The sequence below is a fragment of the Streptomyces sp. NPDC088915 genome (assembly GCF_044749825.1).
Classification (GTDB): Bacteria; Actinomycetota; Actinomycetes; order Streptomycetales; family Streptomycetaceae; genus Streptomyces.
In genome coordinates, this window is sequence record NZ_JBIVIR010000010.1 from 1 (window position 1) to 26,828 (window position 26,828).

General features: G+C 71.8%; 27 protein-coding genes and 2 pseudogenes. 9 read left to right on the forward strand and 20 right to left on the reverse strand.

Annotated features, from left to right (window positions below; genetic code table 11):
* Positions 1–299 (reverse strand): acyl-CoA dehydrogenase family protein (locus tag ACIP5O_RS19050; RefSeq protein ID WP_401294723.1); only part of this gene is annotated, 299 nt, incomplete at its 3' end.
* A gap of 125 nt (positions 300–424) precedes the next feature.
* On the opposite strand from ACIP5O_RS19050, the gene ACIP5O_RS19055 reads away from it, so the two are divergent.
* Positions 425–1,750: a UDP-glucose dehydrogenase family protein gene (locus ACIP5O_RS19055; RefSeq protein WP_401295227.1), complete on the forward strand. Its 1,326-nt coding sequence runs from the start codon at positions 425–427 to the stop codon at positions 1,748–1,750.
* Positions 1,751–1,772: 22 nt separating this feature from the next.
* On the opposite strand, the gene ACIP5O_RS19060 is transcribed toward ACIP5O_RS19055, so the two are convergent.
* A complete protein-coding gene (locus tag ACIP5O_RS19060) occupies positions 1,773–2,291 on the reverse strand; it encodes a cupin domain-containing protein (RefSeq protein ID WP_401294725.1) in 519 nt (172 codons plus the stop codon).
* Between the two features lie 288 nt (positions 2,292–2,579).
* Here ACIP5O_RS19060 and ACIP5O_RS19065 point away from each other — a divergent pair, with 288 nt between their 5' ends.
* Positions 2,580–2,960 (forward strand): VOC family protein, encoded by a 381-nt coding sequence (locus ACIP5O_RS19065; RefSeq protein ID WP_401294727.1) that lies wholly within the window; start codon positions 2,580–2,582, stop codon positions 2,958–2,960.
* Positions 2,961–3,060: 100 nt separating this feature from the next.
* Here the strand turns inward: ACIP5O_RS19065 and ACIP5O_RS19070 are convergent, their stop codons facing one another.
* Genes ACIP5O_RS19070 through ACIP5O_RS19090 form a run of 5 tightly spaced genes read right to left on the reverse strand, consistent with a single transcriptional unit; the run spans position 3,061 to position 7,559 of the window.
* Positions 3,061–4,020 (reverse strand): hypothetical protein, encoded by a 960-nt coding sequence (locus ACIP5O_RS19070; protein WP_401294729.1) that lies wholly within the window; start codon positions 4,018–4,020, stop codon positions 3,061–3,063.
* Positions 4,017–5,096 carry a protein phosphatase 2C domain-containing protein gene (locus tag ACIP5O_RS19075; RefSeq protein ID WP_401294731.1) on the reverse strand — a complete coding sequence of 360 codons (1,080 nt, stop codon included), beginning with the start codon at positions 5,094–5,096 and terminating at the stop codon, positions 4,017–4,019. Before ACIP5O_RS19075 ends, ACIP5O_RS19070 begins: the two co-directional genes overlap by 4 nt.
* Before the next feature lie 14 nt (positions 5,097–5,110).
* Positions 5,111–5,776 (reverse strand): VWA domain-containing protein, encoded by a 666-nt coding sequence (locus ACIP5O_RS19080; RefSeq protein WP_401294733.1) that lies wholly within the window; start codon positions 5,774–5,776, stop codon positions 5,111–5,113.
* Between the two features lie 35 nt (positions 5,777–5,811).
* The gene (locus ACIP5O_RS19085; RefSeq protein WP_401294735.1) at positions 5,812–6,297 is read right to left on the reverse strand and encodes a hypothetical protein; all 486 of its coding nucleotides are present in this window, start codon (positions 6,295–6,297) and stop codon (positions 5,812–5,814) included.
* Entirely contained in the window at positions 6,294–7,559 is a 1,266-nt protein-coding gene (locus tag ACIP5O_RS19090) for a hypothetical protein (protein WP_401294737.1), read from the reverse strand. The genes ACIP5O_RS19085 and ACIP5O_RS19090 overlap by 4 nt, the downstream gene beginning before the upstream one ends.
* 149 nt (positions 7,560–7,708) lie before the next feature.
* Here ACIP5O_RS19090 and ACIP5O_RS19095 point away from each other — a divergent pair, with 149 nt between their 5' ends.
* A complete protein-coding gene (locus tag ACIP5O_RS19095) occupies positions 7,709–8,383 on the forward strand; it encodes a tellurium resistance protein (protein WP_401294739.1) in 675 nt (224 codons plus the stop codon).
* 81 nt (positions 8,384–8,464) lie between these two features.
* On the opposite strand, the gene ACIP5O_RS19100 is transcribed toward ACIP5O_RS19095, so the two are convergent.
* The 3 genes from ACIP5O_RS19100 to ACIP5O_RS19110 are packed head-to-tail and all read right to left on the reverse strand — an operon-like array spanning position 8,465 to position 11,327.
* On the reverse strand, positions 8,465–9,667 hold the full coding sequence (locus tag ACIP5O_RS19100; protein WP_401294740.1) for a dipeptidase: 1,203 nt from the start codon (positions 9,665–9,667) through the stop codon (positions 8,465–8,467).
* A complete protein-coding gene (purE, locus tag ACIP5O_RS19105; RefSeq protein ID WP_401294742.1) occupies positions 9,664–10,191 on the reverse strand; it encodes a 5-(carboxyamino)imidazole ribonucleotide mutase in 528 nt (175 codons plus the stop codon). Before purE ends, ACIP5O_RS19100 begins: the two co-directional genes overlap by 4 nt.
* Positions 10,188–11,327 carry a 5-(carboxyamino)imidazole ribonucleotide synthase gene (locus tag ACIP5O_RS19110; protein WP_401294743.1) on the reverse strand — a complete coding sequence of 380 codons (1,140 nt, stop codon included), beginning with the start codon at positions 11,325–11,327 and terminating at the stop codon, positions 10,188–10,190. The genes purE and ACIP5O_RS19110 overlap by 4 nt, the downstream gene beginning before the upstream one ends.
* A 211-nt stretch (positions 11,328–11,538) precedes the next feature.
* Here ACIP5O_RS19110 and ACIP5O_RS19115 point away from each other — a divergent pair, with 211 nt between their 5' ends.
* A complete protein-coding gene (locus tag ACIP5O_RS19115) occupies positions 11,539–12,054 on the forward strand; it encodes a GtrA family protein (RefSeq protein WP_401294745.1) in 516 nt (171 codons plus the stop codon).
* A 9-nt stretch (positions 12,055–12,063) separates the two neighbouring features.
* On the opposite strand, the gene ACIP5O_RS19120 is transcribed toward ACIP5O_RS19115, so the two are convergent.
* Complete coding sequence (locus ACIP5O_RS19120) at positions 12,064–13,335, reverse strand: ATP-binding protein (protein ID WP_401294747.1); 1,272 nt, start codon at positions 13,333–13,335, stop codon at positions 12,064–12,066.
* Positions 13,336–13,358: 23 nt separating this feature from the next.
* The gene (locus tag ACIP5O_RS19125) at positions 13,359–14,036 is read right to left on the reverse strand and encodes a response regulator transcription factor (RefSeq protein WP_401294749.1); all 678 of its coding nucleotides are present in this window, start codon (positions 14,034–14,036) and stop codon (positions 13,359–13,361) included.
* A 428-nt stretch (positions 14,037–14,464) separates the two neighbouring features.
* Between ACIP5O_RS19125 and ACIP5O_RS19130 the strand changes: the two genes are divergently transcribed.
* Positions 14,465–15,985, forward strand: a complete 1,521-nt coding sequence (locus ACIP5O_RS19130) for a peptide MFS transporter (protein WP_401294751.1) — start codon at positions 14,465–14,467, stop codon at positions 15,983–15,985.
* Between the two features lie 84 nt (positions 15,986–16,069).
* Here the strand turns inward: ACIP5O_RS19130 and ACIP5O_RS19135 are convergent, their stop codons facing one another.
* Positions 16,070–16,492 (reverse strand): ATP-binding protein, encoded by a 423-nt coding sequence (locus ACIP5O_RS19135; protein WP_125664191.1) that lies wholly within the window; start codon positions 16,490–16,492, stop codon positions 16,070–16,072.
* Positions 16,493–16,601: 109 nt separating this feature from the next.
* A complete protein-coding gene (locus ACIP5O_RS19140; RefSeq protein WP_125664189.1) occupies positions 16,602–16,970 on the reverse strand; it encodes an STAS domain-containing protein in 369 nt (122 codons plus the stop codon).
* Between the two features lie 219 nt (positions 16,971–17,189).
* On the opposite strand from ACIP5O_RS19140, the gene ACIP5O_RS19145 reads away from it, so the two are divergent.
* Positions 17,190–18,119, forward strand: coding sequence for an RNA polymerase sigma factor SigF (locus tag ACIP5O_RS19145; protein WP_401294754.1), 930 nt, complete (start codon positions 17,190–17,192; stop codon positions 18,117–18,119).
* On the opposite strand, the pseudogene ACIP5O_RS19150 reads toward ACIP5O_RS19145, so the two are convergent.
* Positions 18,103–19,202 (reverse strand): annotated as a pseudogene (locus ACIP5O_RS19150) (GNAT family N-acetyltransferase). The gene ACIP5O_RS19145 and the pseudogene ACIP5O_RS19150 sit on opposite strands and share 17 nt — an antisense overlap.
* A gap of 98 nt (positions 19,203–19,300) precedes the next feature.
* On the opposite strand from ACIP5O_RS19150, the gene ACIP5O_RS19155 reads away from it, so the two are divergent.
* The 3 genes and pseudogenes from ACIP5O_RS19155 to ACIP5O_RS19165 form a co-directional block, all read left to right on the forward strand.
* Positions 19,301–19,654 (forward strand): hypothetical protein, encoded by a 354-nt coding sequence (locus ACIP5O_RS19155; protein WP_401294756.1) that lies wholly within the window; start codon positions 19,301–19,303, stop codon positions 19,652–19,654.
* A 59-nt stretch (positions 19,655–19,713) separates the two neighbouring features.
* Positions 19,714–20,064 carry a VOC family protein gene (locus ACIP5O_RS19160; RefSeq protein WP_401294758.1) on the forward strand — a complete coding sequence of 117 codons (351 nt, stop codon included), beginning with the start codon at positions 19,714–19,716 and terminating at the stop codon, positions 20,062–20,064.
* Positions 20,061–20,329: pseudogene (locus ACIP5O_RS19165) on the forward strand (NUDIX hydrolase); the annotation flags it as partial. The gene ACIP5O_RS19160 and the pseudogene ACIP5O_RS19165, both read left to right, overlap by 4 nt.
* A gap of 3 nt (positions 20,330–20,332) precedes the next feature.
* Here the strand turns inward: ACIP5O_RS19165 and ACIP5O_RS19170 are convergent.
* The 5 genes from ACIP5O_RS19170 to hutU form a co-directional block, all read right to left on the reverse strand.
* The gene (locus tag ACIP5O_RS19170) at positions 20,333–21,070 is read right to left on the reverse strand and encodes a hypothetical protein (RefSeq protein WP_401294759.1); all 738 of its coding nucleotides are present in this window, start codon (positions 21,068–21,070) and stop codon (positions 20,333–20,335) included.
* 108 nt (positions 21,071–21,178) lie between these two features.
* Positions 21,179–22,426 (reverse strand): imidazolonepropionase, encoded by a 1,248-nt coding sequence (hutI, locus tag ACIP5O_RS19175; protein ID WP_401294761.1) that lies wholly within the window; start codon positions 22,424–22,426, stop codon positions 21,179–21,181.
* 17 nt (positions 22,427–22,443) lie between these two features.
* Positions 22,444–23,784, reverse strand: coding sequence for a formimidoylglutamate deiminase (locus ACIP5O_RS19180; protein ID WP_401294763.1), 1,341 nt, complete (start codon positions 23,782–23,784; stop codon positions 22,444–22,446).
* Complete coding sequence (locus ACIP5O_RS19185) at positions 23,775–25,004, reverse strand: allantoate amidohydrolase (RefSeq protein ID WP_401295229.1); 1,230 nt, start codon at positions 25,002–25,004, stop codon at positions 23,775–23,777. The genes ACIP5O_RS19180 and ACIP5O_RS19185 overlap by 10 nt, the downstream gene beginning before the upstream one ends.
* 17 nt (positions 25,005–25,021) lie before the next feature.
* A complete protein-coding gene (gene hutU / locus ACIP5O_RS19190; protein ID WP_401294765.1) occupies positions 25,022–26,701 on the reverse strand; it encodes a urocanate hydratase in 1,680 nt (559 codons plus the stop codon).
* Positions 26,702–26,828: the final 127 nt, after the last annotated feature.

The window sequence follows — 26,828 nt, forward strand, 5'->3', positions numbered from 1 at the left end:
CCCAGCTTGTTGACCGCCGGGATCAGCGAGGAGGAGCCGCACACCCGGGCGACCTCCTCGATCACGATCACCGTCGCCAGCGCGTCCGCGCCCGCGCCCCCGTAGGCCTCGGGCACGTGCACCGCGTGCAGGTCGTTGGCGACCAGGGCGTCCAGGGCCTCCTGCGGGAAACGCCCCTCCTCGTCCACCGCCGCCGCGAACGGCGCGATCTTCGCCTCCGCCAGCGCCCGCACCGACTCCCGGAGCATGTCGTGCTCCTCGGAAGGCCGATACAGGTCGAAATCGCCAGAACCCGCCACGTCCACTCACTCCCACGCTTGCTAACTACCGTTAAGTAACCCAAAGGGTAGGGCGTGACGGGGCCCCCGGCCAGGGCACGGCTATGCTCGGGCAGGCATTCCGCCCGACCCTCCTGGAGTACCGCATGGCCCTCAAGATCACCGTGATCGGCACCGGCTACCTCGGCGCCACCCACGCCGCGGCCATGGCGGAACTGGGCTTCGAGGTGCTCGGCCTCGACGTCGTCCCCGAGAAGATCGAGCTGCTGTCCTCCGGCCGGGTCCCGATGTACGAGCCGGGGCTCGAAGAGCTGCTCGCGAAGCACGTGACCGGCATCGAGGGGTCGAGCGGCCGGCTGCGGTTCACCACCTCCTGGGAGGAGGTGGGCGCCTTCGGCGACGTGCACTTCGTCTGCGTGAACACCCCGCAGAAGCACGGCGAGTACGCCTGTGACATGAGCTACGTGGACGCCGCCTTCACCTCCCTCGCCGGGGTCGTACGGGAAGGGGCCCTGGTCGTCGGCAAGTCGACCGTGCCGGTCGGCTCGGCCGAGCGGCTCGCGGCCCTGCTCCCGGCGGGCGTCGAGCTGGCCTGGAACCCCGAGTTCCTGCGGGAGGGCTTCGCCGTCGACGACACCCTGCACCCGGACCGGATCGTGGTCGGCGTGCGCGGCGAGCGGGCCGAGAAGCTGCTGCGCGAGGTGTACGCGGTGCCGGTCGGCGAGGGCTCGCCGTTCGTCGTGACCGACTTCCCGACGGCCGAGCTGGTGAAGACCGCCGCGAACTCCTTCCTCGCCACCAAGATCTCCTTCATCAACGCGATGGCGGAGGTCTGCGAGGCCGCGGACGGCGACGTCGCCAAGCTGGCGGAGGCCATCGGCCACGACGACCGGATCGGCGCCAAGTTCCTGCGGGCCGGCATCGGCTTCGGCGGCGGCTGCCTGCCGAAGGACATCCGGGCGTTCATGGCCCGGGCGGGCGAGCTGGGCGCCGACCAGGCGCTGACCTTCCTCCGCGAGATCGACTCCATCAACATGCGGCGGCGCGGCCAGATGGTCGAGATGGCCCGCGAGGCCCTGGGCGGGAACTCCTTCCTGGGCCGCCGGGTCGCCGTCCTCGGCGCCACCTTCAAGCCGGACTCGGACGACGTCCGCGACTCCCCCGCGCTCAACGTGGCCGGTCAGATACACCTCCAGGGCGGCCAGGTCACCGTCTACGACCCGAAGGGCATGGAGAACGCCCGCCGCCTCTTCCCGACCCTGGGGTACGCGGACTCGGCCCTGGAGGCCGTGCGCGGGGCGGACGTGGTGCTGCACCTGACGGAGTGGCGCGAGTTCCGCGAGCTGGACCCGGCGGAGCTGGGCGAGGCCGTCTCCGCCCGGATCGTCCTGGACGGCCGCAACGCGCTGGACGCGGTGCGGTGGCGCGGGGCGGGCTGGACGTACCGGGCGATGGGGCGCCCGCGCGCGTAGGCCCCACGGGGTCCGCCCCGGCCTATTCCGCCCCCGGCCCGAAGTCCTCCACGAAGTAGCTGTCGTGCCGGACGCGGAACCGCTTGAGCTCCTCGCCGCCGCGCTGCGCCACCTCCGCGACCCGCTCGAAGTACTCCTCGCGCGGGGCGCCCGGGGAGAAGAGCATGAGCATGGACGTGGGGTCGTCGGTCGCGTTCTTGAAGGCGTGCAGTCCTCCGACCGGCACGTACAGGAAGTCGCCCGCGCGGCCGGTGACCCACTTGTCGCCGTCGTAGAGCTCCAGTTCGCCGGAGAGGACGTAGAAGGACTCGGACATGGCCTTGTGGAAGTGGGGCTTGGCCCCGGCGGCCCGGGGGCCGAGGTCCACCTTGTAGAAGCCGAACTCGCCGCCGGTCGAGGCGTGTGTGGCGAGGTAGTGGGTGGCGCCGCCGGGCGAGGAGATGTCCGGCGGGGTGTCGGCGGGGCGGAAGGTCGCGTTCACCTCGCCCTCGTCACCGTGGTAGCGGGGCTCCGGATACGCGAAGTCCTCGGGGTGCGACACGTTCTGCTCCTTCGGTGGGTCCGCTGATCTTCCTCCGTATGGTGGCCCCCGCCCCCGGGGGCCGGCATCGGGCTCGCGGACGATCTCGGGGCCGCCGGACCGAGGGCCGGAGACCTACGGCCCGTCCGAGGGACGGTCGACCGACGGGCGCGGAGCCGGGGGGACCGGGGCTTCGGGCCCTCCCGGGAACCCGGTGGAGGTACGCGCGCGCGGGTGGCCTTGCCGTGCGCGGATGCGGGTAGGGGCGGACGGTAAGAACGACCCACCCGTACGAGCACGAGGAGAGCCATGCCCGTCGCCACCCTGCGGTCCGTCGTCCTGGACTGCCCCGACCCCATGTCCCTCGCCACCTTCTACGCCGGGATCCTCGGCGGTTCGCCCCGCACCTCCTCGGACCCCGAGGAGGGGGACTCCTGGGTGATGCTCTCCGGGCACGACGGCACCCAGCTCGCCTTCCAGGAGGTCTCCGGGTACGCCGCGCCGCGCTGGCCCGAGGAGGAGGGCGGGCAGCAGTTCCACCTGGACCTGACCGTGGACGACCTCGACCGGGGCGAGGAGCAGGTCCTCGCACTCGGCGCCAAGCTGCTCGACGCGGGCGGGCCCGACCGTGACTTCCGCGTGTACGCGGACCCGGTCGGGCACCCGTTCTGCCTCTGCGTGGACCGGTAGGCCGTGACACGGACACGCCCGGGTCCCACTTCGGCGGGGCCCGGGCGTCCGCACGTCGGGTCCCCACGTCGTCCGGTGCCCCGGTCGTCGCTTCCGGCGACTAGGAACCGTCCCGGAGGCTGATGGTGCCTCGCTTGCGGTCCGGACCCTCGTCGAACAGTGAGCGGTCCACTACGGGCCTGGGAGCGGGCCGTGCAGCGAGCAGCCTGATCGTGTCCCGCCCGGCCAGCGCGGTGCGCCACTGCCCCAGGTCGGGCCGGGTGCCGTACGCGCCGCCTGCGAGACCCCACAGCCGGCGTACGGCTGTCTCACGCCGTTCGTCGAGTACCCCGCCGACCGGTGTCAGCTCGTGCTCCGGGGTCAGATACGGCTCCTGAGCGAGGACCCGGCCGATCATCAGGGCGGCCTTGTAGCGATCGCTGTCGATGCTCACCGTCTTGGCCGGCGCCTTCGGGTCGAGCCAGTCCGGAGTGTCCGCCTGGGCAAGGACGGGGGACCGGCCCGTGATGCGCACACCGTCGCAGTCCAGCAGGTGTACGGCCGGCTCCGGGTCGAGCGACCACAGTACGTTCGCCTGCGAGAGGTCCCCGATCACGAGCCCCATCGTGTGCAGGCGATCGACCAGCTCCACCAGGCCCACCACCAGGGCGTATCGCTCGGCAGGCGTAGGCTGCCGGAGAGTTCGGGTGCCGGCCTTCGGCGCCCGCAGCAGAAACTGCAGTTCGGTCAACTTGGTGTCGCCCTTGGCCGAACGCCAGGTCATCGAGTCGGGTGCCCGGCGCATGAGGAAGCCCACCGCCCGGCCTCCGTCCATCACCCGGCACAGCGGCCATGCTGTGTTGCGGTCGAGCTGTTGCCGGTCGGCCGGGGCGAGTCCCAGGCGCAGGGCGACGAGGGCGGCGAGAGCGGTTCCGTCGGCCTTGTGCGGCTCCAGGTACTTCTTGAAGAGAAGCCGTCCCGGCCCACCGATCTCGTGCACCCGGCCCTGACCGCCGGTGGCGAGTTCCTTCCCGAGCGCGAGCCGTGTCTGCTCGACGTCCAGGCCGTCGTCCGCCGTCATGGCAGCGTCTCCCAGAGCACGACCGCGGTGCGGTCGTCGTCGTACGACTTCACCCGGTACTGGAACTGCCAGAGGAAGTCCACGGGCCCGGGCACGGCGTCACCGCCCCAGGCGGCACCGAGGAACTCCTGCATCTCGGGCTCGCCCGCCAGCGGCGAGGAGAGGCCGTCGGTGGACAGGACGAGGACGTCGCCGGGCCGGGTGGCCAGCAGTCGTGTCGCGGGGGTACGGGTCAGGGGGAGTGCGGCGGTCCGGGTGTCGATGATCCCGTCGTCCGTCTCCCTGGCGCTCTCGCCGGGTGCCAAATCCCACTTCCCGTCCCGAAGCAGGGCGGTTCCGCCGTCCCCGATCGTGATGAGGCCGCGGGTGCGGATCTCCGGATCGAGCGGGACCAGGAGCACCCGGAGGGTGGTGGAGTAGGCGGCGGGGTCGGTCTCGCTTCCCACGGCGATCTGCTGCAAGCGTGCCGCGATCCGGGTCGTCGCCTCTTCCGCCACGTCGGCGAAGCGGTCCGCCCGGTCGGCAGCCAGGGCCTCGTGCATCTCGCGGGCCCGTGGGTCGAAGGCCCAGACCGCGAGCTGGCACGCCTTGTACGCCCCGACGTGGGAGAGGCGCTGCGAGCCGACCCCGTCGGCCACGGCCAGCATCAGCAGTTCCCCCTCGGCCTCCTCTCCGAGCAGGGCCATGCTGACCGAGTCCTGTCGGGGCTCGCCCGTATAGCGGTGGGAGTCGCCGCGCACCGAGGCCGCTCGCACGGTCAGCGCACCGAAGGCGGCGCCGTCCAGCACGGTGTCCGGAAATACCGCGGCGGCCTTTCCGTCCGACACCCGCTTACGGCCCTGGGGCACTGACGGATAGCTCGGCGGCCTGCGGCCGCTGTGTGCGGGGGGCCCGAGGAGCGGAGGGGTCGGGACGGCCGGTCCGACCCGCCTCCCGGGTTCGGGCGAGGTGTCCGGGGCGTCGCCGGACGGGACGTCCCGGGGCGTCGGGTCCGCGGGGGCGACGGGCGCCGTCGGCGCGTCCTCGGGCACCGGCCCGTGGAACGGCACGGGCTCCGCCCGGTTCTCCTGTTCCATCACGTCGTCCGCCCTCAGAGCTTGTCGAGCGACACGGTCGCGAAGCCGGGCACGGTCTCCTCCACGGAGAGGGTGAAGTCGGAGTTGCCGTCGGAGGCGATGCTGGTGGCCGACCGCACAATGGACTTGGTCAAGCTGGAGGCGAACTCCCGCAGGGCAGCGGCGGGGGACACGTTCTGGTCCTGCTGGATGAAGGCACGGAAGTTCGCCACGTGGGCGATGGTGGACTTCTCGGCATCACCGACTCCGAAGGCGATGATCTTCGGGCAGTAGCGGGACTTCGTCAGCTCGTCGTACGCCTGCTGCCAGTCGTCGTCGGTCGGGACGCCGTCCGACATGAAGAAGGCGACCGGTCGGTACACCTCGTGCCCCTCGGCCTTCAAGGCGGCGACATCCGTCTCGATGCAGCGCAGCAAGGTACGGAAGGCGTTTCCGAACGAGGTGAGGCCCCCGGCCGCCAGGGCGGGAACCTCGTCGATGTCGCTCAGGTCGACCAGGGGCTGGAGCACATTGGCCTCCGTGGAGAAGCCGATGAGGCAGAACCGGGTCTTGTCGGCGATGGTCGGATTGGTGCTGATCTCGTCGTGAAGCTTGGGCAGTGCTTCGTTGAGGGCGTCGACGTTGGAACCCGCCATCGAGCCCGACTCGTCGCACAGCAGGTAGAACGGAAGTATCTGCATGGGTGCTTCCCTCCGGTGAGGCGGTCGGTGGCCGCTCAGTACGTGTAGAAGTAGATTTCGAGGTCGGCGTGCCCGCCCGAGGAGGCACCCTTCCAGAAGTCGCGCGTGGTGGCGCCCTTGAACATGTCGGGACGGGCCTTGACCAGTTGCGAGTTGACGTCCGCGGCGTAGTCCCCTCCGGGGCCCGGTTCGGGATGGTGGCCGAAGGTGAGGACGAAGGCCGCCTGGCGCCCTTCGTACCGCAGGGTGACCTTCCGAAGCTGTTCCCGCATGGCTGCCCGGTCTCCGGGCGGCGCGTCGAAGGACACCTTCACCGGAGTGCGGGTCACCGCACGCGGCCCCTTGGGCGCGGGGGCCTTGGACGGGCCGGACTTCGGACTCGCGGTCGCCTTGGGGCCGGTGGACGCCTCGGCCGCCAGCGGGTCTCCCTGGTCGCCCATGGCGACGAGGGCGAGGACGAGCAGCATGTCGGCGAAGAGCCAGCCCGCCAAGTGCAGCGGATTGAACCGGGGCGCCCTCACCGGACCTCGGCCCGGCCCGGCGGAACGTCCTCCCGCTGTGGTCCGGGCGGGGCGTTCTCGGGGATGAGGAGTGCGAGTGCCTCCACCAAGGTGTCCGAGGCCTTTCCGAGCCTCTCGGCGACCTCGGTCAGGACGTCCGCCTGATCGGCGAACCTGCCGAGCAGGGCGTGGGCGTCCGCGCTGTTGCGAGCCGAAGTGCTCACGATCTCGGTGAGCCGGTCGAGCACCTGGCCCGACAGGTCCCCGGAGACCTCGATCCCCGTGGTGAAGGCGCGCTGTGCCGTCGTCAGCATCAGCACCGAGTCCTCCACCCGGGTTCCGGCCTTCTCAAGGACGTCCCGCACCTCGCCGCTCATTCCTCTTACGTCTTCCAGAGCCTTGCGCACCATGACTCCGTTGCCGCTGACCGCGGCCTCGATCTCCTTGCCGCTCCCCCTCACCGCGTCCTCGATGCGGCCTGCGGCGGTTTCCAGCGGCCGTACGGCGGTGTCCACGCCGGCAAGCCGCTGCTGCGCCTTGTCGAGGGACTCGCCGACGAGCGTGGCCGCCAGGGCAAGCTCCTGCTGGGTCTTCGCCGCTCTCGTGCCCAGCCGGTTGAGGGTGGCTGCGGACTTCGTGAGCTCCTCGGCGAACCGCACGGGAGAGGAGAGCCGGTGAGCGTTGAGGCAGAGCTGAGCCCGCGTCAGGACGGGCACCATCCTGCGCAGCAGGTCCTCGGCGCGCCGTTCGCCGTCCTTCTCCCTGCGGGCGGTCTCGGTGCGCCGCCACCCGTGCACCAGGGCCAGGACGAGGAGGACGAGGATCGCGCCGGTCGCGAAGCCGGCCACGTGGCCGAAGGTGAAGAAACCGGTCAAACGGCCCTCGAAGCCGGACTGCCACAGTTGCAGGAAGGGCCGGGTGGCTGCCTTCGGGTCCGTGCCCGTCAGGGCCTCGTAGGCACTGGAAGCACGGGTGAGCCCCAGCCAGGTCAGTGCGAGCGGAACGAAGACGAGACCGCCGAGAAGCGTTTCGAGCCAGCCCCAGGCCGGATGCTCCCTCGCGGGGGAACCGATGGCCAGGCTTTCCGGACGGGCGTACGCATCGAGGAGATCGATTTCCGTCCACGGTTCGAGCGGACGGGGGTCGGTACTCGCAGAGCGCAGCGCTCCGGAGAGATCCCGCAGTTCCTCGGCACGAGAGGCCAATTCGGCTTCGAGGGAAAGGTTTTCGATCTCTTTTGCTATTTTTTGATGATTCGCCGAAGAATCGACGGCCATGTCCACCCCATACATGAGAGACCAGGGGTTTCACCACGGTGCCGCGCGCTCCCCAGCACGCCTCGAAGCACCTGCCATCCCCCGGATTTGGGCAGATCCTAGCCCACCCGTCGGTACTGTGCTGTCCGGAGATTGATATCCGTCAGGGGGCAGGAATGGGATCGGATCGTCCGCGTGGTGTCGTTCGGCTCAAGCCGAAATCGGTGGAACACGAAGCGGCGCCGGAGACCGCGGCCGTACACCGGGAGACGGGCCACCGAGGTGCGGAGACCCTGCTGACCAAGACGACGCCCCGTGCGCTCGTGGCCGGCCGAGGAATGCTCCAGGCCAACCTGAACTGGTCGGCGTCGACGGGTGCGGACCTGGATCTCGGTTGTCTGATCGAGCTCACCGACGGGTCGGTGCACGTCGTCCAGGCACTCGGAAACACCTTCGGTGCGCTCGACGCCCCTCCCTACGTCCAGCTCGACCAGGACGACCGGACCGGTGCCTCCTCGGACGGAGAGACCGTGCGGATGAATCTGGAGTACCGGGCCCGGATGCGCCGGACGCTCGTCTACACCTTCGTCTACGAAGGAGCCGTGGACTTCCGGAGCTTGGGTGGCGTCGTGACGGTCACGGCCCCTTCCGGTGGCCTGCGCATCCTCCTGGACGACGCGCCGGCAGGAGCGACGGCGTGTGCGATCGCTTCGATCTCGTCGGGGCCGGAAGGAACGGTGGTGCGTCGCGAGGTGCGCTGGTTCACCGCGACACAGTGGCAGAGCAACCAGCAACTGATCGACCGGGCTTACGGCTTCGGGATCGATTGGGTGTGGGGCACCAAGGACTGAAGAGCCGCTCCGTCCCCCTCCCGCCCCGAAGGTCGCTCGACGCACCCGGGCCCCACCGGAGTGGGCCCGGGCGTCCATGCGTCAGGCCCCCCGGCCGTCCAGGGACTCGATCGTCGCGTTCGACGGGGCCGTGCGGTCCTTCAGGTCGCGGGAGACGTCCTCCGCGTCGCGCAGGACGCGGACCGCGTTGGACCAGGTCAGCTTGGCCAGGTCCGGGCGCGACCAGCCGCGGTGGAGGAGCTCCGCGATCAGGTTCGGGTAGCCGGCGACGTCGTCGAGGCCGGCCGGGGTGAAGGCCGTCCCGTCGTAGTCGCCGCCGATGCCGACGTGGTCGATCCCGGCCGCCTCGCGCATGTGGTCGAGGTGGTCGGCGACCGTGGCGGCGGTGGCCACCGGGCGCGGGTTCGCCTCCTCGAAGGCGCGGTGCAGCGCCATCGCCCCGGCCGTGGTGTCGAGGTGGTCGAAGCCGTGCTCCCGCAGGTTCTCGTCCGCCCGGGCGGTCCACTCGACGGCCGCCGGGAGGATGAACTTGGGCACGAAGGTGGCCATCGCCACGCCGCCGTTGGCGGACAGCCGCTCCAGGACGTCGTCCGGGACGTTGCGCGGGTGGTCGCAGACCGCGCGGGACGAGGAGTGCGAGAAGATCACCGGCGCGGCGGTGGCGTCCAGGGCGTCGCGCATGGTCGTCGCGGCCACGTGCGAGAGGTCGACGAGCATGCCGGAGCGGTTCATCTCGCGGACGACCTGCCGGCCGAAGGCGGAGAGCCCGCCGACGCCCGGCTCGTCGGTCGCCGAGTCCGCCCAGTCGTTGTTGTCGTTGTGGGTGAGCGTCATGTAGCGCACGCCCAGGGCGTGCAGCGCGCGCAGGGTGGCGAGGGAGTTGTTGATCGAGTGGCCGCCCTCGGCCCCCTTGAGGGAGGCGATGCGGCCCTGCTTGCGGGCCGCCTCCATGTCGTCCGCCGTCAGGGCGGGCGCCAGGTCCGCCGCGTACCGCTCCAGGAGCTGGTCGACGACGTCGATCTGCTCCAGGGTGGCGCTGACCGCGTCGTCCCCGGCGAGCCGGCAGGGCACGTACACCGACCAGAACTGGGCGCCGACCCCGCCGGACCGCAGCCGGGCCAGGTCGGTGTGGAGCGAGGCGCTCTGGTCGGCCGCGATGTCCATGCGGTCCAGGTCGTACCGCACGTGCTCCCGCAGGGCCCACGGCAGGTCGTTGTGGCCGTCCACCACGGGGTGGTCGGCGAGCAGCTCCCGCGCCTCGGCGAGGCGGTCGGCGGCGGTCACCGGGCGAAGCCGAAGGACTCGGCGCCCTCGACCTTGGCCCGCAGCCGCTTGCCCTTGTCCGTCGCCTGGTCGTTCAGCTCCCGCTGGAAGGCGCGCATCCGGTCGAGCAGCACCGGGTCGTGCGCGGCGAGGATCCGGGCCGCGAGCAGGCCCGCGTTGCGGGCGCCGCCGACGGAGACCGTGGCGACCGGCACGCCGGCCGGCATCTGCACGATGGAGAGCAGCGAGTCCATGCCGTCGAGGTACTTCAGCGGCACGGGGACGCCGATGACGGGCAGCGGGGTGACGGAGGCGAGCATGCCGGGCAGGTGGGCGGCGCCGCCCGCGCCCGCGATGATCGCCTTGAGCCCGCGCCCGGCGGCCTCCTCGCCGTACGCGATCATCTCGCGCGGCATGCGGTGCGCGGAGACGACGTCGACCTCGTACGGGATCTCGAACTCGTCCAGGGCCTGGGCGGCGGCCTCCATGACGGGCCAGTCGGAGTCCGAACCCATGACGATGCCGACGACGGGGCTGGTGCTCATTCGGTGATCGTCCCTCGCAGGTAGCCGGCGGCGTGGCGGGCGCGCTCCAGCACGTCGTCCAGGTCGTCGCCGTAGGTGTTGACGTGGCCCACCTTGCGTCCGGGCTTCACGTCCTTGCCGTACATGTGGATCTTGAGCTGCGGGTCCCTGGCCATGCAGTGCAGATACGCGGAGTACATGTCCGGGTAGTCGCCGCCCAGGACATTGCACATCACGGTCCACCGCGCGCGCGGGCGCGGATCGCCGAGCGGCAGGTCGAGGACCGCGCGGACGTGGTTGGCGAACTGCGAGGTGATCGCGCCGTCCTGGGTCCAGTGGCCGGAGTTGTGCGGGCGCATCGCCAGCTCGTTGACGAGGATGCGGCCGTCCGTGGTCTCGAACAGCTCCACGGCGAGGTGGCCGACGACGCCCAGCTCCCGGGCGATCCGCAGCGCCAGCTCCTGGGCCTGCCCGGACAGCTCCTCGGACAGGTCGGGGGCGGGCGCGATCACGGTGTCGCAGACGCCGTCGACCTGGCGGGACTCGACGACCGGGTAGGCGACGGCCTGGCCGTGCGGGGAGCGGACGATGTTCGCCGCCAGCTCGCGCGCGAAGTCGACCTTCTCCTCCGCGAGGACGGGCACGCCGGCCAGGAAGGGGTCGCGGGCGTCCTCGGGCGAACGCACGAACCAGACGCCCTTGCCGTCGTAGCCGCCGCGCACGGTCTTGAGGATGATCGGGAAGCCCCCGACCTCGGCCGCGAAGGCCTCCGCGTCCGCCGGGTCCGCGACGATGCGGTGGCGCGGGCTCGGCGCGCCGATCGCGTCGAGCCGGGCGCGCATCACCCCCTTGTCCTGCGCGTGCACCAGCGCGTCGGGCCCCGGGCGGACGGGGATGCCGTCCGCCTCCAGGGCCCGCAGGTGCTCGGTGGGGACGTGCTCGTGATCGAAGGTGATCACGTCGCATCCGCGCGCGAAGTCACGCAGCGTGTCCAGGTCGCGATAGTCGCCGACGACGACCTCGCTCACCACCTGGGCCGCGGAGTCCTGCGGGGTGTCACTGAGGAGCTTGAACTTGATGCCGAGGGGGATGCCCGCCTCGTGGGTCATTCGGGCGAGCTGACCGCCACCGACCATGCCGACTACCGGAAACGTCACCCTCTTAGGGTATCCGCACCATCAGGGAACACTCGTCCGGCTGTGCGTTGACACAAGGATCAAGGAAAACGGCCCGGGGGAGGAGCACGGGACGGGGCGAGGTTCGGCCATCGTTTGCGCGGTACCCCGGCATGTGCCAGGGGCCCTGGTTAGCATGGACGTGATGACGTCACCCGGGCGTCACCCGGACGGACGGGACAGAGCCATCACCATGAGTGAACCCGGCGCGCTGCGCACGCGACTCGACCGGCTCTTCCGCGAGGTCGCGAAGTTCGGGGTGGTGGGCGGCCTCGGCGTCCTCGTGAACCTCGCCGTCTTCAACCTGGTCCGGCACGTGACGGAGCTCCCGGTCGTACGGGCCAGCCTGATCGCCACCGTGGTCGCGATCGCCTTCAACTACGTGGGGTTCCGCTACTTCACGTACCGCGACCGGGACAAGTCGGGGCGGACCAAGGAACTGACGCTGTTCCTGCTGTTCAGCCTGGTCGGCCTGGTCATCGAGAACGGCGTGCTCTACGCGGCGACGTACGGCTTCGGCTGGGACGGTCCGCTGGCGAGCAACTTCTTCAAGTTCTTCGGGATCGGGATCGCGACCCTGTTCCGCTTCTGGTCGTACCGCACCTGGGTCTTCCGCGCGCTGCCGGCGAAGGAGACCGTGCAGACCGCCGAATCGTTCCTGGAGCAGGCCCCGCGGCAGGCGGCCCGCCGCCAGCCCGACCGGGTCTGACCGGGCCGTTCACCGTACGGGGCGGTCCTCGGGTTCCTCCGAGGGGCCCCTGACCTCGCGGCTCAGGAAGAGCGCGAAGACCGGCGGCTGCTGCTGGAGGAGCTCCAGGCGTCCGCCGTCCGCCTCCGCGAGGTCGCGGGCGACCGCTAGGCCGATGCCGGTGGAGCTGCGGCCGCTGACGGCCCGCTCGAAGATCCGCGCGCCGAGGTCGGCCGGGACGCCCGGCCCCTCGTCGGTGACCTCGATCACGGACTGGTTGCCGGTGACCCGGGTCCGCAGGGCGACCGTGCCGCCGCCGTGCATGAGCGAGTTCTCGATCAGGGCGGCGAGGACCTGGGCGACCGCGCCCGGGGTGCCCACGGCCCGCATCCCCTGCTTCCCCGAGTGCACGATGGCCCGTCCCGCGCTGCGGTAGGCCGGCCGCCACTCCTCGATCTGCTGCTTGACGACCTCGTCCAGGTCGAAGGCGACGGCGGAGCCGGTGCGGGGGTCCCGGGAGTTGGTGAGGAGCCGCTGCACGACGTCGGTGAGCCGCTCGACCTGGGTGAGCGCGATCGTGGCCTCCTCCTTGACCGTCTCCAGGTCGTCGGCGAGGGCGACCTCCTCCAGGCGCATGGAGAGCGCGGTGAGGGGCGTGCGGAGCTGGTGGGAGGCGTCGGCGGCGAGCCGGCGCTCGGCGGTGAGCATCCGGGCGATCCGCTCGGCGGAGGCGTCCAGGACGTCCGCGACCCGGTCCAGCTCGGGCACCCCGTACCGCTTGTGCCGGGGGCGCGGGTCGCCGGAGCCGAGGCGTTCGGCGGTCTCCGCGAGGTCGGTGAGCGGGGAGGCGAGCCTGTTCGCCTGCCGTACGGCGAGGAGGACGGCGGCGACGACGGCGAGCAGGGCCACCGCGCCGATGATCAGGAGGGTGCGGCCGACCTCGGCGGTGACGGCCGAGCGGGACTCCTCGACGACCACGGTCTCGCCGCGCTCGCCCCTGGCGGAGCCCCGGATGACCTCGCCCCCGGGCCGCGACCCGATCGCGATCGGGTCGCGGCCGGGGATGCGGATCTGCGCGTACCGCTTGGCGCCGCTCTGCTCGGCGAGGATGTCCGGGTTGACCGGCTCGCCGCCGATGAGCCGGCTGTCGACGATGGAGACGATCCGCAGCGCCTCCGAGTCCACGCTCTCCTGGGCGCTGCCGGCGATCGTGCGGGTCTCGACGATGACGAGGGAGACGCCGAAGACGGCGATGACGACGAGCACCACGGCGAGCGTGGAGTTGATCAGACGGCGGCGCACGACGTGCTTCTCCCTCGGAGGGTCTAGCTCTTCTCGAAGCGGAAGCCCACGCCGCGGACGGTGGCGATGTAGCGCGGGTTCGCCGCGTCGTCGCCGAGCTTCTTGCGCAGCCACGAGATGTGCATGTCGAGGGTCTTGGTGGAGGACCACCAGGTGGTGTCCCAGACCTCGCGCATCAGCTGGTCGCGGGTGACGACCCGGCCGGCGTCCCGGACGAGGACCCGGAGCAGGTCGAACTCCTTGGCGGTGAGCTGGAGCTCCTCGTCGCCCATCCAGGCGCGGTGCGACTCGACGTCGATCCGCACGCCGTGGGTGGAGGGGGCGGCGACGGGCTCGGTGGCGCCGCGCCGCAGCAGGGCCCGGACCCGGGCGAGGAGCTCGGCGAGCCGGAAGGGCTTGGTGACGTAGTCGTCGGCGCCCGCGTCGAGCCCGACGACGGTGTCGACCTCGTCGGCGCGCGCGGTGAGCACCAGGATGGGGATCGTGTGCCCCTCGGCGCGCAGTCGCCGGGCGACCTCCAGGCCGTCCATGCCGGGGAGGCCCAGGTCGAGCACGACCAGGTCGACGCCGCCCTGGAGGCCGGCGTCGAGCGCGGTGGGGCCGTCCTCGCGGACCTCGACCTCGTACCCCTCCCTCCGCAGGGCGCGGGCCAGCGGTTCCGAGATGGACGCGTCGTCCTCGGCGAGCAGTACACGGGTCATGGGGTGATGGTAGTCCGCACGGCGCCCGCCCCGGGGCGCGATGCGCGGGGCCCGGGGAGAGCCTGGGGATCTTGCGGTCATCCTGTGTGGGACCTTCGAATGACCTTGTACGGTTGCACTTCTGCCTGTGATCCATGTCTCAAGTCCTTCCATATCCGGCACTGTCGTGTCGTATGGTGGCGAGACGTCTGTAGCGGTATTCGGGGACCTTTGACCGGCTTGGTGGGTCGGGGTCCTCTTTTCTGCGTGAGGGGGGTCCAGCCACCCTCGACGACGGCGAATGACCTGTGGGCCGGGTCCCGGGACGCGAAGACGCGTTCTCCCGGGGCGTGGATCCCGGTGGAGTTCCACGATTCCCCCGGTGCCGGCCTCCCCCACCGGGCGCACCCCGCTCACAAGGCGAGCGTCCCGACAGAGCAAGGATCGACATGGCGTCCAGCCTGACGGCGTCTTCGACCGGGATCCCCCGGTACAAGAAGACGTTCCTCGGCCACCCCCGAGGCTTGACCACCCTCTTCTTCACCGAGATGTGGGAGCGCTTCTCCTACTACGGCATGAGGGCCCTGCTGGTCTACTACCTGGTCTCCGGCGGCACCGAAGCCGCCGTGGGCACCCAGGGCGGCGGCCTGGCGATGAAGGCGGCCACGGCCACGGCGATCTACTCGGTCTACGTGTCGATGGTCTACCTGATGGCCATGCCGGGCGGCTGGTTCGGCGACCGCGTCTGGGGCGCCCGCAAGACCGTCGCCATCGCCGGCTTCGTGATCATCGCCGGTCACGTCCTGCTGGCCGTCCCCGGTCAGGCGATGTTCTTCCTCGGCCTCGCGTTCGTCGCGGTCGGTTCCGGTCTGCTGAAGGCCAACATCTCGACGATGGTGGGCCACCTCTACGACGGTCCCGAGGACCCGCGCCGTGACGGCGGCTTCACGCTGTTCTACATCGGCATCAACCTCGGCGCCTTCGTCGCCCCGTTCGTCATCGGCACGATCGGCAAGGAGGTCAACTGGCACGTCGGCTTCGCGCTCGCCGCGATCGGCATGGCGCTCGGTCTCGCCGTCTTCCTGGGCTTCGGCAAGAGCCTGAACCCGAAGAGCAGCGAGGTCCCGAACCCGCTCTCCGCCGAGGAGCGCAAGGCGATCCTCACCAAGGTCGCCCTGGTGACCGTCCTCGTCGCCGTCTTCTACGGCGTCGTCGTGGGTCTCGACCTGTTCACGCTGAACTGGGCCCTGATCCCGCTCACCGTCGCCGGTCTGGCCATACCGGTCACCGTCCTCGCCCGCATCAAGCGCGACAAGGACCTCAGCGCGGCCGAGCAGTCGAAGATGAACGGCTACATCTGGTTCTTCGTCGCCGCCGCCATCTTCTGGATGATCTACGACCAGGGCGGTTCGACCCTGTCGCTGTTCGCGGACGACAAGACCGCCGACAAGATCTTCGGCCTGGGCTTCTCGGCCACCTGGTACCAGTCCCTGAACCCGCTGTTCGTCATGGCGCTCGCCCCGGTCTTCGCCTGGCTGTGGCTGTGGCTGGCCCGCAAGAACCAGGAGCCGAACACCGTCGTGAAGTTCGCGATGGGCCTCGTCCTGGTCGGCGCGTCCTTCTTCGTCTTCGTCGTCCCGATGGGCATGGCGGGCGACGGCACCAAGGTCTCCCCGATGTGGCTCGTCTCGATCTACATGATCCAGACCATCGGCGAGCTGTGCCTCTCCCCGGTCGGCCTCTCCGTCACCACGAAGATGGCGCCGCAGAAGTACGCCTCCCAGATGATGGGCGTGTGGTTCCTCGCGGTCACCGCCGGCGACTGCACCACGGGTCTGCTCTCCATCGCGGGCGTCGACCTCAACGGCACGGGCATCATCGCCATGCAGGCGTCCCTCGCCGTCCTGGCCGGCGTCGCGGTCTTCATGTACCGCAAGAAGGTCCAGAGCCTCATGGGCAACGTCCACTGACGCCGTCCGCCGCTCTGCGCAGGAGGCCGCCGCACCGATCCGGTGCGGCGGCCTCCGCCGTGTTCGGGGGCCCTGCCGGGCCCGTCAGTCGCCGGGGGCCGAGATCTCGGCCCAGACCGTCTTGCCGGGGGCTCCGGGCGTGCGGTCGATGCCCCAGTCGCGGCAGAGGCGCTGGACGATGAACATGCCGTGGCCGCCGGGGCGCCCGGCGCGGTGCGGGGTGCGCGGGGCGGGCTGGCCGGCGCCGCGGTCGGTGACCTCCAGGCGCAGCACCTTGGGCAGCCGCAGGACGCGCAGGCTCTCGGGCCCGTCGGCGTGCAGGCAGGCGTTGGTGACCAGCTCGGAGACGACCAGGAGGACGTCCTCGGCGGCGGCCCTGCGGTCGGCGGTGGCGGCGGGCAGCCAGCCCCACTCGTGGAGCGCCGTCCGCGTGAAGTCGCGGGCGAGCGGCACCGTGCCGCTGGTCTCGCCGAGGGCGAGCGTACGGACGTCGGAAGCTTGGTCCATCAGCGCTTCACCTCACCGATCGACGGGACTGGGGCAGGGGGTACGGGGACGTGCGGGGCCGGAGCCGGGCCGGGACCGGGCCCGGCGGTCCGGGCCGGTCCGGCCGGGCTCATTCGGGGAGCGCCGTCGCGAGCGTGTCGTGGACGGTGAAGACGGTGTCCGCGCCCGTGATGTGGAACACCCGGGCCACCGCGGGCCGCATCGCCACCAGGTGCACCGCGCCACCGGCGGCGTCCGCCCGCAGCCGGGCGCCGAGCAGCACGTTGAGCCCGGTCGAGTCGCAGAACTCCAGACCGGAGCAGTCGACGACGAGCCGGGAACGGCCCGCGTCCAGTGCCCCGTCCAGGGGTTCGCGCAGGAGTTCGGCGGTGTGGTGGTCGAGTTCGCCCACCGGGGTGAGGACTTCGCTCTCCCCCACGGTCCGCGTCTCGACCCGCAGCCGCGCGGGCAGTGCGCTGCCGATGTGTTCGCGGTCCATGGCCGTGCCTCTTCTCGCTCTCGCGGATGCCGACTGACGTCCTCGAACACTACAAGCGGGGTGGCCCTCGATGCACACGAGGTCCATCTCATAACCGGACAAACGGGATTAATGGCACTTGCAACCTTCAGGGTCGAGCAGGTAGGGCTAGAGGAAACACCCGAAACGGCCGGCTCGGAGGCGCCGCAAACCGCTGCGAGAAGAACCCGAAGGAGACCCATGTCACCCCGGCTCGACGCCACGCGTACCCCCGACGCGCCGTCGACAACCCTGTCCAGCATCCCCACCCCCCACACCCCCGTCCCCAGCACCCCCACCACCCCCCTCCCCGACGAGCTCGCCGACCGGCTGCTCGACCGGCCCCTCGACCGGATCGGCCCGGTCGACGCGCGCGCCCTGTCGAAGGACCTCTTCGCCCGCCTCGCGGAGCTGGAGGAGGGCACCCACGACCACGCGTACGTCCGCAACACCCTCGTCGAGCTCAACCTCGCCCTGGTCCGCTTCGCCGCCGCCCGGTTCGGCACCCGCAGCGAACCGATGGAGGACATCGTCCAGGTCGGCACCATCGGCCTCATCAAGGCGATCGACCGCTTCGAGCTCTCCCGCGGCGTCGAGTTCCCCACCTTCGCGATGCCGACCATCATCGGCGAGATCAAGCGCTTCTTCCGCGACACCTCCTGGTCCGTGCACGTACCCCGCCGCCTCCAGGAGCTCCGCCTCGACCTCGCCCGGGCCACGGACACCCTGTCCCAGCGCCTGGACCGCTCCCCCACCGTCGCCGAACTCGCCGAGGAACTCGGCATCGCGCCGGAGGAGGTCGTCGAGGGCATGACGGCGAGCAACGCGTACACCGCCAGCTCGCTCGACGCCCAGCCCACCGAGGAGGACGGCGGCGGCGGCGAGGCCGCGCTCGCCGACCGGCTCGGCTACGAGGACAACGGCATCGCCGGCATCGAGTACATCGCCTCCCTCAAGCCGATGATCGCCTCGCTGACCGCCCGCGAGCGCCAGATCCTCTCCCTGCGCTTCGTCTCCGGCATGACCCAGTCGGAGATCGGCGAGGAGCTCGGCATCTCCCAGATGCACGTCTCCCGGCTCCTGGCCCGCACCCTCACCCGGCTGCGCCAGGGCCTCACTCTGGAGGAATGACCTCCCCGGAGGAGCCCGACCGGCCGGAACGACCGGCGAAGAGGGCCCGTTCACGGTCTGCCGACCCTGGACGGGCCCTTTCGCGCGCCCCCACCCGTACGACCGGGGGGCGTTGTTGACGCGCCGTCCGGACGGGGCCACATCGAGCCAGGAGATTCAGGAGAATCGGATGGTTTCTGCGTACGCGGAGGAGGGCGTTCTTGTACTCCGCGCAGCCGCGCCCGAGGTCGAGCACGCCGATCCCGGCGGCGGCCGCGGCCTCGGCCATCCGCAGGTGGAGGACGAGGCCGGGCGAGTGCGGGGCGAACGCGGGGTCGTAGGCGGGGAACCAGCAGGACAGGACGGTCGCGGACCGGAGCCCGAAGTGGGCGGCGACGGGCCGCTCGCCCGCTTACGGCACGGAGAGGACACCGGAGCAACCGGGAGTGCGCAGCGCGTGCAGGCGGCGGACGAGCGCGTTGATCCACTCCTCGGCGAAGCGGTCGCGGCGGCCGGTCCTGCGGTACTGGGCGGACTTCCGGGCCATGAGGGTGCGCAGGGCCGCCGGGGCGCGCTCGTCGAAGACGAAGCGGACCCCGCCGTCGGTCCGGCGGGCGAGCCGCCGCTCCTCGGCGAGGGTGGTCTCCGGGAACTTGGGCGACTGGACGCGCAGGAAGGCCTCGTAGGCCGCGCACCCCTCTCCGACGTCGATCACGGGGGGAGGCGAAGGACTCGGCGGCGGCGCCCTGGAAGAGGCCCCGGCCGTCCCCCGGGTTGTCGAACTCCCGGCCGACGAGCCCGCAATGGTGCAGCAGGGCGCGCGCACCGGGCCGCAGCCCGTCCCGCAGGACGGCCCCCTGACTGCCGGAGGCGCCCGACCCGATGGCCCGCCCCCCTCCTCAACGGCCCCTTCCTGTACGGGAACAACTCGACGGGCTCGCCCCCTCCCACCAGACGACGACCCGCGCCCGGGGCCGCACCTCGGCCACCGCGCGCGTGAACTCCGGTTCCATGAAGGGATGGGCGGGCGCCCCGGGCCCGGCCCGCAGCTCCCGCCACGCCTCGACCTCGCGCACTCAGCTCCCCCGGCCTCACGGCCCGCATACGGACTTCTCCGCCTCCGCCGCCGAAACCCCGTGGTCACGACAGGAGCGGGCCGGATACCGTCGAGGCCCTCCCCTCCCCTTCGAAAGAGCGACGCCATGACCACCCACCACCCGACGACCACCCTCTGGCGCCCCACGGGCCCCGTGGAGCTGGACCTCGTCCGGGAGTCGGGGTGGCGCGCCTGGCCGCCGCGGCTTCCGGAGCAGCCGATCTTCTACCCGGTGATGAACGAGGACTATGCGATCCGCATCGCCCGCGACTGGAACGTGAAGCACGACGGCGCCGGCTTCGTCACCCGCTTCGAGGTCGACACGGAGTTCCTGCGCAGGTACCCGGTCCGGCAGGCGGGCGGGCGGACGATCCTCGAACTGTGGGTGCCGGCGGAGGAGCTGGAGGAGTTCAACGCGCATATCGTGGGGGAGATCCAGGTGGTCCACGAGTTCCGCTGAACGCCGTTGAACGCCGTTGAGGGCCGTTGAGGGCCGTTTCCCGTGCCGAGGAGTACCCGATGAGCGTGCGCCGCGTAGTCCCCAACCTCCGGACGGCCGCCCCGGAGGAGAACAGGAGCTTCTACGGGCTCCTCGGCTTCGAGCAGGTCATGGACCACGGCTGGATCGCGACCCTCGCCTCGCCGGACGTACCCGCCGCGCAGGTCAGTCTGATGGGCGCGGACCTGACCGCTCCCGTCTCCCCCGACCTGAGCGTGGAGGTGGAGGACGTGGACGCGGTGTACGCGGCGGTGCGGGCGGCGGGTGCGGAGGTCGTGCACCCGCTGACGGACGAGGAGTGGGGCGTGCGGCGCTTCTTCGTGCGGGATCCGGACGGCCGGGTCGTCAACGTGCTCGGTCACCGGGCCTGAGGGGAGCCTCCGCCACGCGCTGGAAGGTCCACGGGGAGCGCCCGCTCCACGAGTACCCCTGGGCGAACCTGTGGATCGCCGACGTCGAGCGGCCCGACGGGCAGCGGGACGAGTACTACGTGGTCAAGCTCCGCGACCTCGCCGTCGCGGCCGTCGTCAACGACCGCCGCGAGGTCCTGGAGGAGACGAACCGGCGCCCGGGCCCCCGACCCCGCTGATCTCCTCGGAACCCGCCAACGGCATCACCGACTCCCGCCACCGCATTTCGTCAGGAGGACGGGGCCGCGGGGTTCTGCCTGCGCTCGACGGACGTGACGCGTACGTCGTCCGTCTCCGGGGCTCCGAAGGGCTCGACGAGTACCCGGTGGCGGGTGCCGGTGATCTCCAGGACCAGGTTGTTGCCCATGAAGCGGAGGTCGAGGCGGGCGCGGGGGGAGCCGTCGCGGTCCGGCATGCGGTGGATGCGGGACGGCGGGTAGTCCAGGCTCGTCAGCTTCTTCCGCAGGGCCGGGTAGTCGGCCGGGCCCGTGCCGTCGAACGCCCTGAGGACGCGCCCGGCGTGTGCGTCACCGGCGCACTTGTCGAGGAGGTCCAGCGGCACCTCCTCGACGGGCCCGGTCCTGGTGGGGGCCGGCTCCGGGTCGGACGGCGGCCCGGGGGCCTCCAGGGGGAGCGGGTCGCCCTCCGACAGGTGCCGCGGCGGGATCGTGCCCTCCGGGACCGGCTCGACCGGAGTTTGGTCGACCGGCGTCGGGTCGACCGGCTCGCAGTCGTCCAGGATGCGGGTGGACACGGCCAGGTAGCGCATCTCCGGGTCGGGGTCCGTCGCCAGGCCGTCCGACGGGAGCGACCGCTTCGGTGCCGGTGTCTTCGGGGCGCCGGCTCCCACGGCGGACGCCTTGGCCGGGGTCTCACCGGTGGGGCCCGCCGTGCCGCAGGCGGTCAGGGCCATGCCGCCGAGCGCGACGGCCAGGACGGTCCTCGTGAGGCGGTTCGGGGTTCTCATGCGGGAATCATGTGAGCGGACGATCGCCGCCCACATGAGTACCCGTACTCAACGCGGACCGTGGCCAACCGGACGGTGACCTGCCGTTTCCGATCCCGCGGCACGCCCTCAGACCACCCGTACGCCCCTCCGCCACACCCCCGACACCAGCGGCACCCCCGGCCGGTAGGCCAGGTGGACGTGGGACGGGGCGTTCAGGAGGGTGAGGTCGGCTCGGGTGCCGGGGATGAGGCGGCCGACGTCCGTGCGGCGGAGGGCCGTCGCGCCGCCCGCCGTGGCGGACCAGAGGGCCTCGTCGGGGGTCATGCCCATGTCCCGGACCGCCAGGGCGATGCAGAAGGGGACGGAGGAGGTGAAGGAGGAGCCCGGGTTGCAGTCGGTGGAGAGGGCCACCGTGACGCCCGCGTCGAGGAGGCGGCGGGCGTCCGGCCACGCGGCGCGGGTGGAGAACTCCGCCCCCGGGAGAAGGGTGGCGACCGTGTTCCCCGACGCCAGCGCGTCCACGTCCTCGTCCGTCAGGTGCGTGCAGTGGTCCGCGCTCGCCGCGTCCAGCTCCACCGCCAGCTGGACGCCGGGGCCGTACGTGAGCTGGTTGGCGTGGATGCGGGGGTGGAGGCCCTTCGCCCTGCCCGCCGTCAGGATCGCGCGGGCCTGGTCGCCGTCGAAGGCGCCCTTCTCGCAGAAGACGTCCACCCAGCGGGCGTACGGGGCGCAGGCGTCGAGCATCTCGCCCGTCACCAGGTCCACGTACGCCGCCGGGTCGTCGGCGTGGTCCGGGGGGACGATGTGCGCGCCGAGGTAGGTGACCTCGTCGGTGTGCTCGGCGGCGATGCGCAGGGCGCGGGCCTCGTCCTCGACCGTCAGGCCGTAGCCGGACTTCGTCTCGAAGGTGGTCGTGCCCTGGGCGAGGGCCTCGCGCAGGTAGTGGGCGACGTTCGCCGACAGGGCCTCGTCGCTCGCCGCGCGCGTCGCCGCCACGGTCGTGCGGATGCCGCCCGCCTTGTACGGCTGCCCGGACATGCGGGCGTTGAACTCGGCCGTGCGGTCGCCCGCGAAGACCAGGTGCGAGTGGGAGTCGACGAAGCCGGGGATCACCGCCCGGCCGTCGGCGTCGACCCGGTTGTCAGTGGCGGGTGCTTTGCTGGATTCACCGACCCAGACGACGCGGTCGCCTTCGACGACGACGGCCGCGTCCCGGATCAGACCCAGAGGACTTCCATCACCGAGGGAGGGATCGTTGGTGACCAGGCTCGCGATGTTGACGATGGCGGTGGCGGGCGTCGCCACGGCGCTGTTCGCGCTCGTGGGGGCGGAGTTCGCCGCCGTGCTGTTCCTCGCCTCGGGTCCGGTGTTCATGGTGAGGGGTGTCTCCTTCAGCCGCGCAGGGCGGCGATCGAGTCGGCGAGGGCCCGCGGCACGTCCGGTACGGACGAGTGGACCCCGTCCCGTACGACGTGGCGGCCGCCCACGACCGTGTGACGCACATCCGCTGCCGACGCTGCGAATACCGCCGTCTCGGCTGCCAGACGCGGTGCCGGTCCCGCTGTCCTGACGGAGTCCAGGGCGATCGTCGTGAAGTCGGCGAGGGCGCCCGGCGTCAGCTCGCCGGCCTCCTGCCAGCCCAGGGCCGCGTGGCCGTCCGCGCTCGCCGCGCGAAGCAGTGCCGCCGCCGTCCAGTGGCCCCGGATGTGGGTGCGCAGGCGCTCGTTCAGCTCCATGGCCCGCGCCTCTTCGAGGAGGTCGACGACCGCGTGGCTGTCGCTGCCCAGGGAGAGGGGGGAGCCGGCGCGCTGGAGGTCCACCGCCGGGCCGATGCCGTCCGCGAGGTCGCGTTCGGTCGTCGGGCACATGCAGGTGCCGGTGGAGGACGAGCCGATGAGGGCGATGTCGTCGGAGGTCAGGTGGGTGTTGTGGACGCCCGTCATGCGGGGGCCGAGCACGCCGTGTTCGGAGAGGAGTTGCGTGGGGGTGAGGCCGTGGGCCGCCAGGCAGGCGTCGTTCTCGGCCGTCTGCTCCGAGAGGTGGACGTGGAGGGGGGCCTCCCGCCGCCGGGCCCAGTCGGCCACCGTGGCCAGCTGGTCCGCCGGGACGGCCCGTACGGAGTGGATCGCCGCCCCGATCCGTACGCCGTCCCGCTCCTTGAGCGCCGAGGCCCGCTCGGCCCAGGCGTCCGCCGTGCCGTCGGTGAAGCGGAGCTGGTGGTGCTCGGGCGCGGCGCCGAAGCCGGAGGAGAGGTAGGCGGTGTCGAGGAGGGTGATGCGGACGCCGGCCTCGGCGGCGGCCGCGATCAGGGCCTCGCCCATGGCGTTGGGGTCGGCGTAGGGGGCGCCGCCGGGGGCGTGGTGGAGGTAGTGGAACTCGCCGACGGAGGTGATGCCGGCGAGCGCCATCTCCGCGTACACCGCGCGGGCCAGGGTGAAGTAGCTGTCGGGGGTGAGGCGCTGGGCGATCTTGTACATGGTGTCGCGCCAGGTCCAGAAGGTGCCGGAGCCGACCTGGACGGTGCCGCGCAGGGCGCGGTGGAAGGCGTGCGAGTGGGCGTTGGCCAGGCCCGGGACCGTCAGGCCCCGCAGGACCTCGGCGCCCGGGGGCGGGGCCTCCACCCCCGTGCGGACCGAGGTGATCCGGCCGTCCGCCACCTCCAAGGCGACGCCCGGTTCGACGGCGGGGTCGATCCAGGCGTGCTCCAGCCAGTACGTGGTCGTCAGCGGCACGCCAGCTCCTCCAGTACGTCGGCGAGTGCGCGGACCCCGGCCAGGCAGTCGTCCTCGGCCGCGAACTCGGCCGGGGAGTGCGAGACGCCCGTGGGGTTGCGTACGAACAGCATGGCGGTCGGGATCGATTCGGACAAAATGCCCGCGTCGTGGCCCGCGCCGGTGCCGAGGACCGGGACCTTGCCCGAGGGCCCCGTGGTGCCCGTGGTGCGCGCGGCCGCGTCGCCCAGGATCCGGGACAGCTCGTCGCGCAGGGCGTGCGAGAAGTCCACGACCGGGGTGAAGGACTCCCGGACGACGGTGAGGTCGATGCCGTGGCGGTCGGCGTAGTCGCGGGCCGCCGTCTCGACGCCCGCGACGACCGCGTCCAGGGCGTCCTGGTCGGCGGCGCGCGCGTCGAGCCAGCCGCGCACGAGGGAGGGGATGGCGTTGACGCCGTTCGGCTCGACCGCGATCTTGCCGAAGGTGGCGACGGCGCCCGCGAGTTCGGCCTCGCGGCGGGCGGCGAGGACGGTCTCGGCGTAGGTGAGCATCGGGTCGCGGCGGTCGACGAGCCGGGTGGTGCCGGCGTGGTTGGCCTCGCCCGCGAAGTCGTACCGCCAGCGGCCGTGCGGCCAGATGGCGGAGGCGATGCCGACGGCGTCGCCGGACAGGTCCAGGGCCCGGCCCTGCTCGACGTGCAGTTCGACGAAGGCGCCGATGCGGGCGAGCCGTTCCGGGTCGGGGCCGATGGCGTCGGGGTCGTACCCGGCGGCCTCCATGGCCTGCGGGAGGCTGGTCCCGTCGCCGTCGCGCAGCTCGTGCGCCTGCTCCTTCGTCAGCCGTCCGGCGGTGAGGCGGGAGCCGACGCAGGCGAGGCCGAAGCGGGCGCCCTCCTCGTCGCCGAAGTTGACGATGGCGAGGGGACGCCGGAACGAGACGCCCCGGGAGCGCAGTTCGTCGAGCGCGGCGAAGGAGGAGACGACGCCGAGGGGGCCGTCGAAGGCGCCGCCGTCGGGGACGGAGTCCAGGTGGGAGCCGGTGACGACGGCGTCGCCGGCCGTCGGGTCGCCGAGCCAGGCCCACTGGTTGCCGTTGCGGTCGGTCTCGACGTCCAGACGGCGGGCCTCGGCCTGCATCCGGAACCAGAGGCGGCAGTCGGCGTCGGCTTCCGTCCAGGCGTAGCGGCGGTAGCCGCCGGAGGCGGCGCTGCGGCCGAGTGGCCGCAGCGACCGCCACATGGCGTGGAAGGTCTCGCTCACGCGGAGGCCCCGGAAGCGTCGTCGCCCTCGCGCATCGGGACGCGGACGCCCTTCTCGTCGGCGACCCGCTCCGCGATGTCGTAACCGGCGTCGACGTGGCGGATGACGCCCATGCCCGGGTCGTTCGTCAGCACGCGGCGGATCTTCTCGCCCGCGAGCGCGGTGCCGTCGGCCACGGAGACCTGGCCCGCGTGGATGGAGCGGCCCATGCCGACGCCGCCGCCGTGGTGGAGGGAGACCCAGGAGGCGCCGGAGGCGACGTTGACCATGGCGTTGAGCAGCGGCCAGTCCGCGATGGCGTCGGAGCCGTCGAGCATGGCCTCGGTCTCGCGGTACGGGGAGGCGACCGAGCCGCAGTCCAGGTGGTCGCGGCCGATGGCGAGGGGGGCGGCGAGGGTGCCGTCGGCGACCATGTCGTTGAACAGGGCGCCGGCCTTGTCGCGCTCGCCCTGGCCGAGCCAGCAGATGCGGGCGGGCAGGCCCTGGAAGTGGACGCGCTCGCCGGCCATCTTGATCCAGCGGTGCAGCGACTCGTTCTCGGGGAAGAGGTCGAGGATCGCCTTGTCCGTCTTGTGGATGTCGCTCGCCTCGCCGGAGAGGGCGGCCCAGCGGAACGGGCCCTTGCCCTCGCAGAACAGCGGGCGGATGTACGCCGGGACGAAGCCCGGGAAGGCGAAGGCGCGGTCGTAGCCGGCGAGCCGGGCCTCGCCCCGGATGGAGTTGCCGTAGTCGAAGACCTCGGCGCCCGCGTCCATGAAGCCGACCATGGCCTCGACGTGCCGGGCCATCGACTCGCGGGCCCGGATGGTGAATCCGGCCGGGTCCTTCGCCGCCGCGTCGGCCATGTCCTCGAAGGCGACGCCGACGGGAAGGTAGGAGAGCGGGTCGTGGGCGGAGGTCTGGTCCGTCACGATGTCGATCGGGGCGCCCTCGGCCAGCATGCGGGGCAGCAGCTCGGCGGCGTTGCCGAGGAGGCCGACGGAGAGCGGGCGGCGGGCGTCGCGGGCCTCGGTGGCGAGCGCGAGGGCGTGCTCCAGGGAGTCGGCCTTGACGTCCAGGTAGCGGTGCTCGATGCGGCGCTCGATGGCGCGCGGGTCGACGTCGATGCAGATCGCGACGCCGTCGTTCATCGTCACGGCGAGCGGCTGGGCGCCGCCCATGCCGCCGAGTCCGGCGGTCAGGGTGATGGTCCCGGCCAGGGTGCCGCCGAACTGCTTCGCGGCGACGGCGGCGAAGGTCTCGTACGTGCCCTGGAGGATGCCCTGGGTGCCGATGTAGATCCAGGAGCCGGCCGTCATCTGGCCGTACATGGTGAGGCCGAGCTGCTCCAGGCGCCGGAACTCCTCCCAGTTCGCCCAGTCGCCGACCAGGTTGGAGTTGGCGATGAGGACGCGCGGGGCCCACTCGTGGGTCTGCATGACGCCGACCGGGCGGCCGGACTGGACGAGCATCGTCTCGTCCTGCTTGAGGGTGCGCAGGGTGCGGACCATCGCGTCGAAGGAGCGCCAGTCGCGGGCGGCCTTGCCGGTGCCGCCGTAGACGACGAGCTTGTCGGGGTGCTCGGCGACCTCGGGGTCCAGGTTGTTCTGGAGCATCCGGAGGGCGGCCTCCTGCTGCCACCCCAGGGCGCTCAGTTCCGTACCGCGCGGGGCCCGTACGGGGCGGGGTCCTGACATGGCGGTGCCTCCTCGAATGTCGTTCAGATATTCACATCCTGGCGTGATGAATAGTTGTAGTCAACAGGGCCCGGCGAGAGGGTGGCGCCCACACGGCGCCCTCCCGCTCCCGCGCCGGATCGACGAC

Bases quoted from the DNA above. Each gene is read 5' to 3' on its own strand.
- purE (WP_401294742.1), bottom strand. From the start codon at position 10,191: ATGAGCACCAGCCCCGTCGTCGGCATCGTCATGGGTTCGGACTCCGAC.
- ACIP5O_RS19080 (WP_401294733.1), bottom strand. From the start codon at position 5,776: ATGCAGATACTTCCGTTCTACCTGCTGTGCGACGAGTCGGGCTCGATG.
- ACIP5O_RS19185 (WP_401295229.1), bottom strand. From the start codon at position 25,004: ATGTGGCGGTCGCTGCGGCCACTCGGCCGCAGCGCCGCCTCCGGCGGC.
- ACIP5O_RS19055 (WP_401295227.1), top strand. From the start codon at position 425: ATGGCCCTCAAGATCACCGTGATCGGCACCGGCTACCTCGGCGCCACC.
- ACIP5O_RS19155 (WP_401294756.1), top strand. From the start codon at position 19,301: ATGACCACCCACCACCCGACGACCACCCTCTGGCGCCCCACGGGCCCC.
- ACIP5O_RS19065 (WP_401294727.1), top strand. From the start codon at position 2,580: ATGCCCGTCGCCACCCTGCGGTCCGTCGTCCTGGACTGCCCCGACCCC.
- ACIP5O_RS19070 (WP_401294729.1), bottom strand. From the start codon at position 4,020: ATGACGGCGGACGACGGCCTGGACGTCGAGCAGACACGGCTCGCGCTC.
- ACIP5O_RS19075 (WP_401294731.1), bottom strand. From the start codon at position 5,096: ATGGAACAGGAGAACCGGGCGGAGCCCGTGCCGTTCCACGGGCCGGTG.
- ACIP5O_RS19130 (WP_401294751.1), top strand. From the start codon at position 14,465: ATGGCGTCCAGCCTGACGGCGTCTTCGACCGGGATCCCCCGGTACAAG.
- hutI (WP_401294761.1), bottom strand. From the start codon at position 22,426: ATGAACACCGGACCCGAGGCGAGGAACAGCACGGCGGCGAACTCCGCC.
- ACIP5O_RS19170 (WP_401294759.1), bottom strand. From the start codon at position 21,070: ATGAGAACCCCGAACCGCCTCACGAGGACCGTCCTGGCCGTCGCGCTC.
- ACIP5O_RS19160 (WP_401294758.1), top strand. From the start codon at position 19,714: ATGAGCGTGCGCCGCGTAGTCCCCAACCTCCGGACGGCCGCCCCGGAG.
- ACIP5O_RS19125 (WP_401294749.1), bottom strand. From the start codon at position 14,036: ATGACCCGTGTACTGCTCGCCGAGGACGACGCGTCCATCTCGGAACCG.
- ACIP5O_RS19095 (WP_401294739.1), top strand. From the start codon at position 7,709: ATGGGATCGGATCGTCCGCGTGGTGTCGTTCGGCTCAAGCCGAAATCG.
- ACIP5O_RS19115 (WP_401294745.1), top strand. From the start codon at position 11,539: ATGAGTGAACCCGGCGCGCTGCGCACGCGACTCGACCGGCTCTTCCGC.
- hutU (WP_401294765.1), bottom strand. From the start codon at position 26,701: ATGTCAGGACCCCGCCCCGTACGGGCCCCGCGCGGTACGGAACTGAGC.
- ACIP5O_RS19140 (WP_125664189.1), bottom strand. From the start codon at position 16,970: ATGGACCGCGAACACATCGGCAGCGCACTGCCCGCGCGGCTGCGGGTC.
- ACIP5O_RS19145 (WP_401294754.1), top strand. From the start codon at position 17,190: ATGTCACCCCGGCTCGACGCCACGCGTACCCCCGACGCGCCGTCGACA.
- ACIP5O_RS19135 (WP_125664191.1), bottom strand. From the start codon at position 16,492: ATGGACCAAGCTTCCGACGTCCGTACGCTCGCCCTCGGCGAGACCAGC.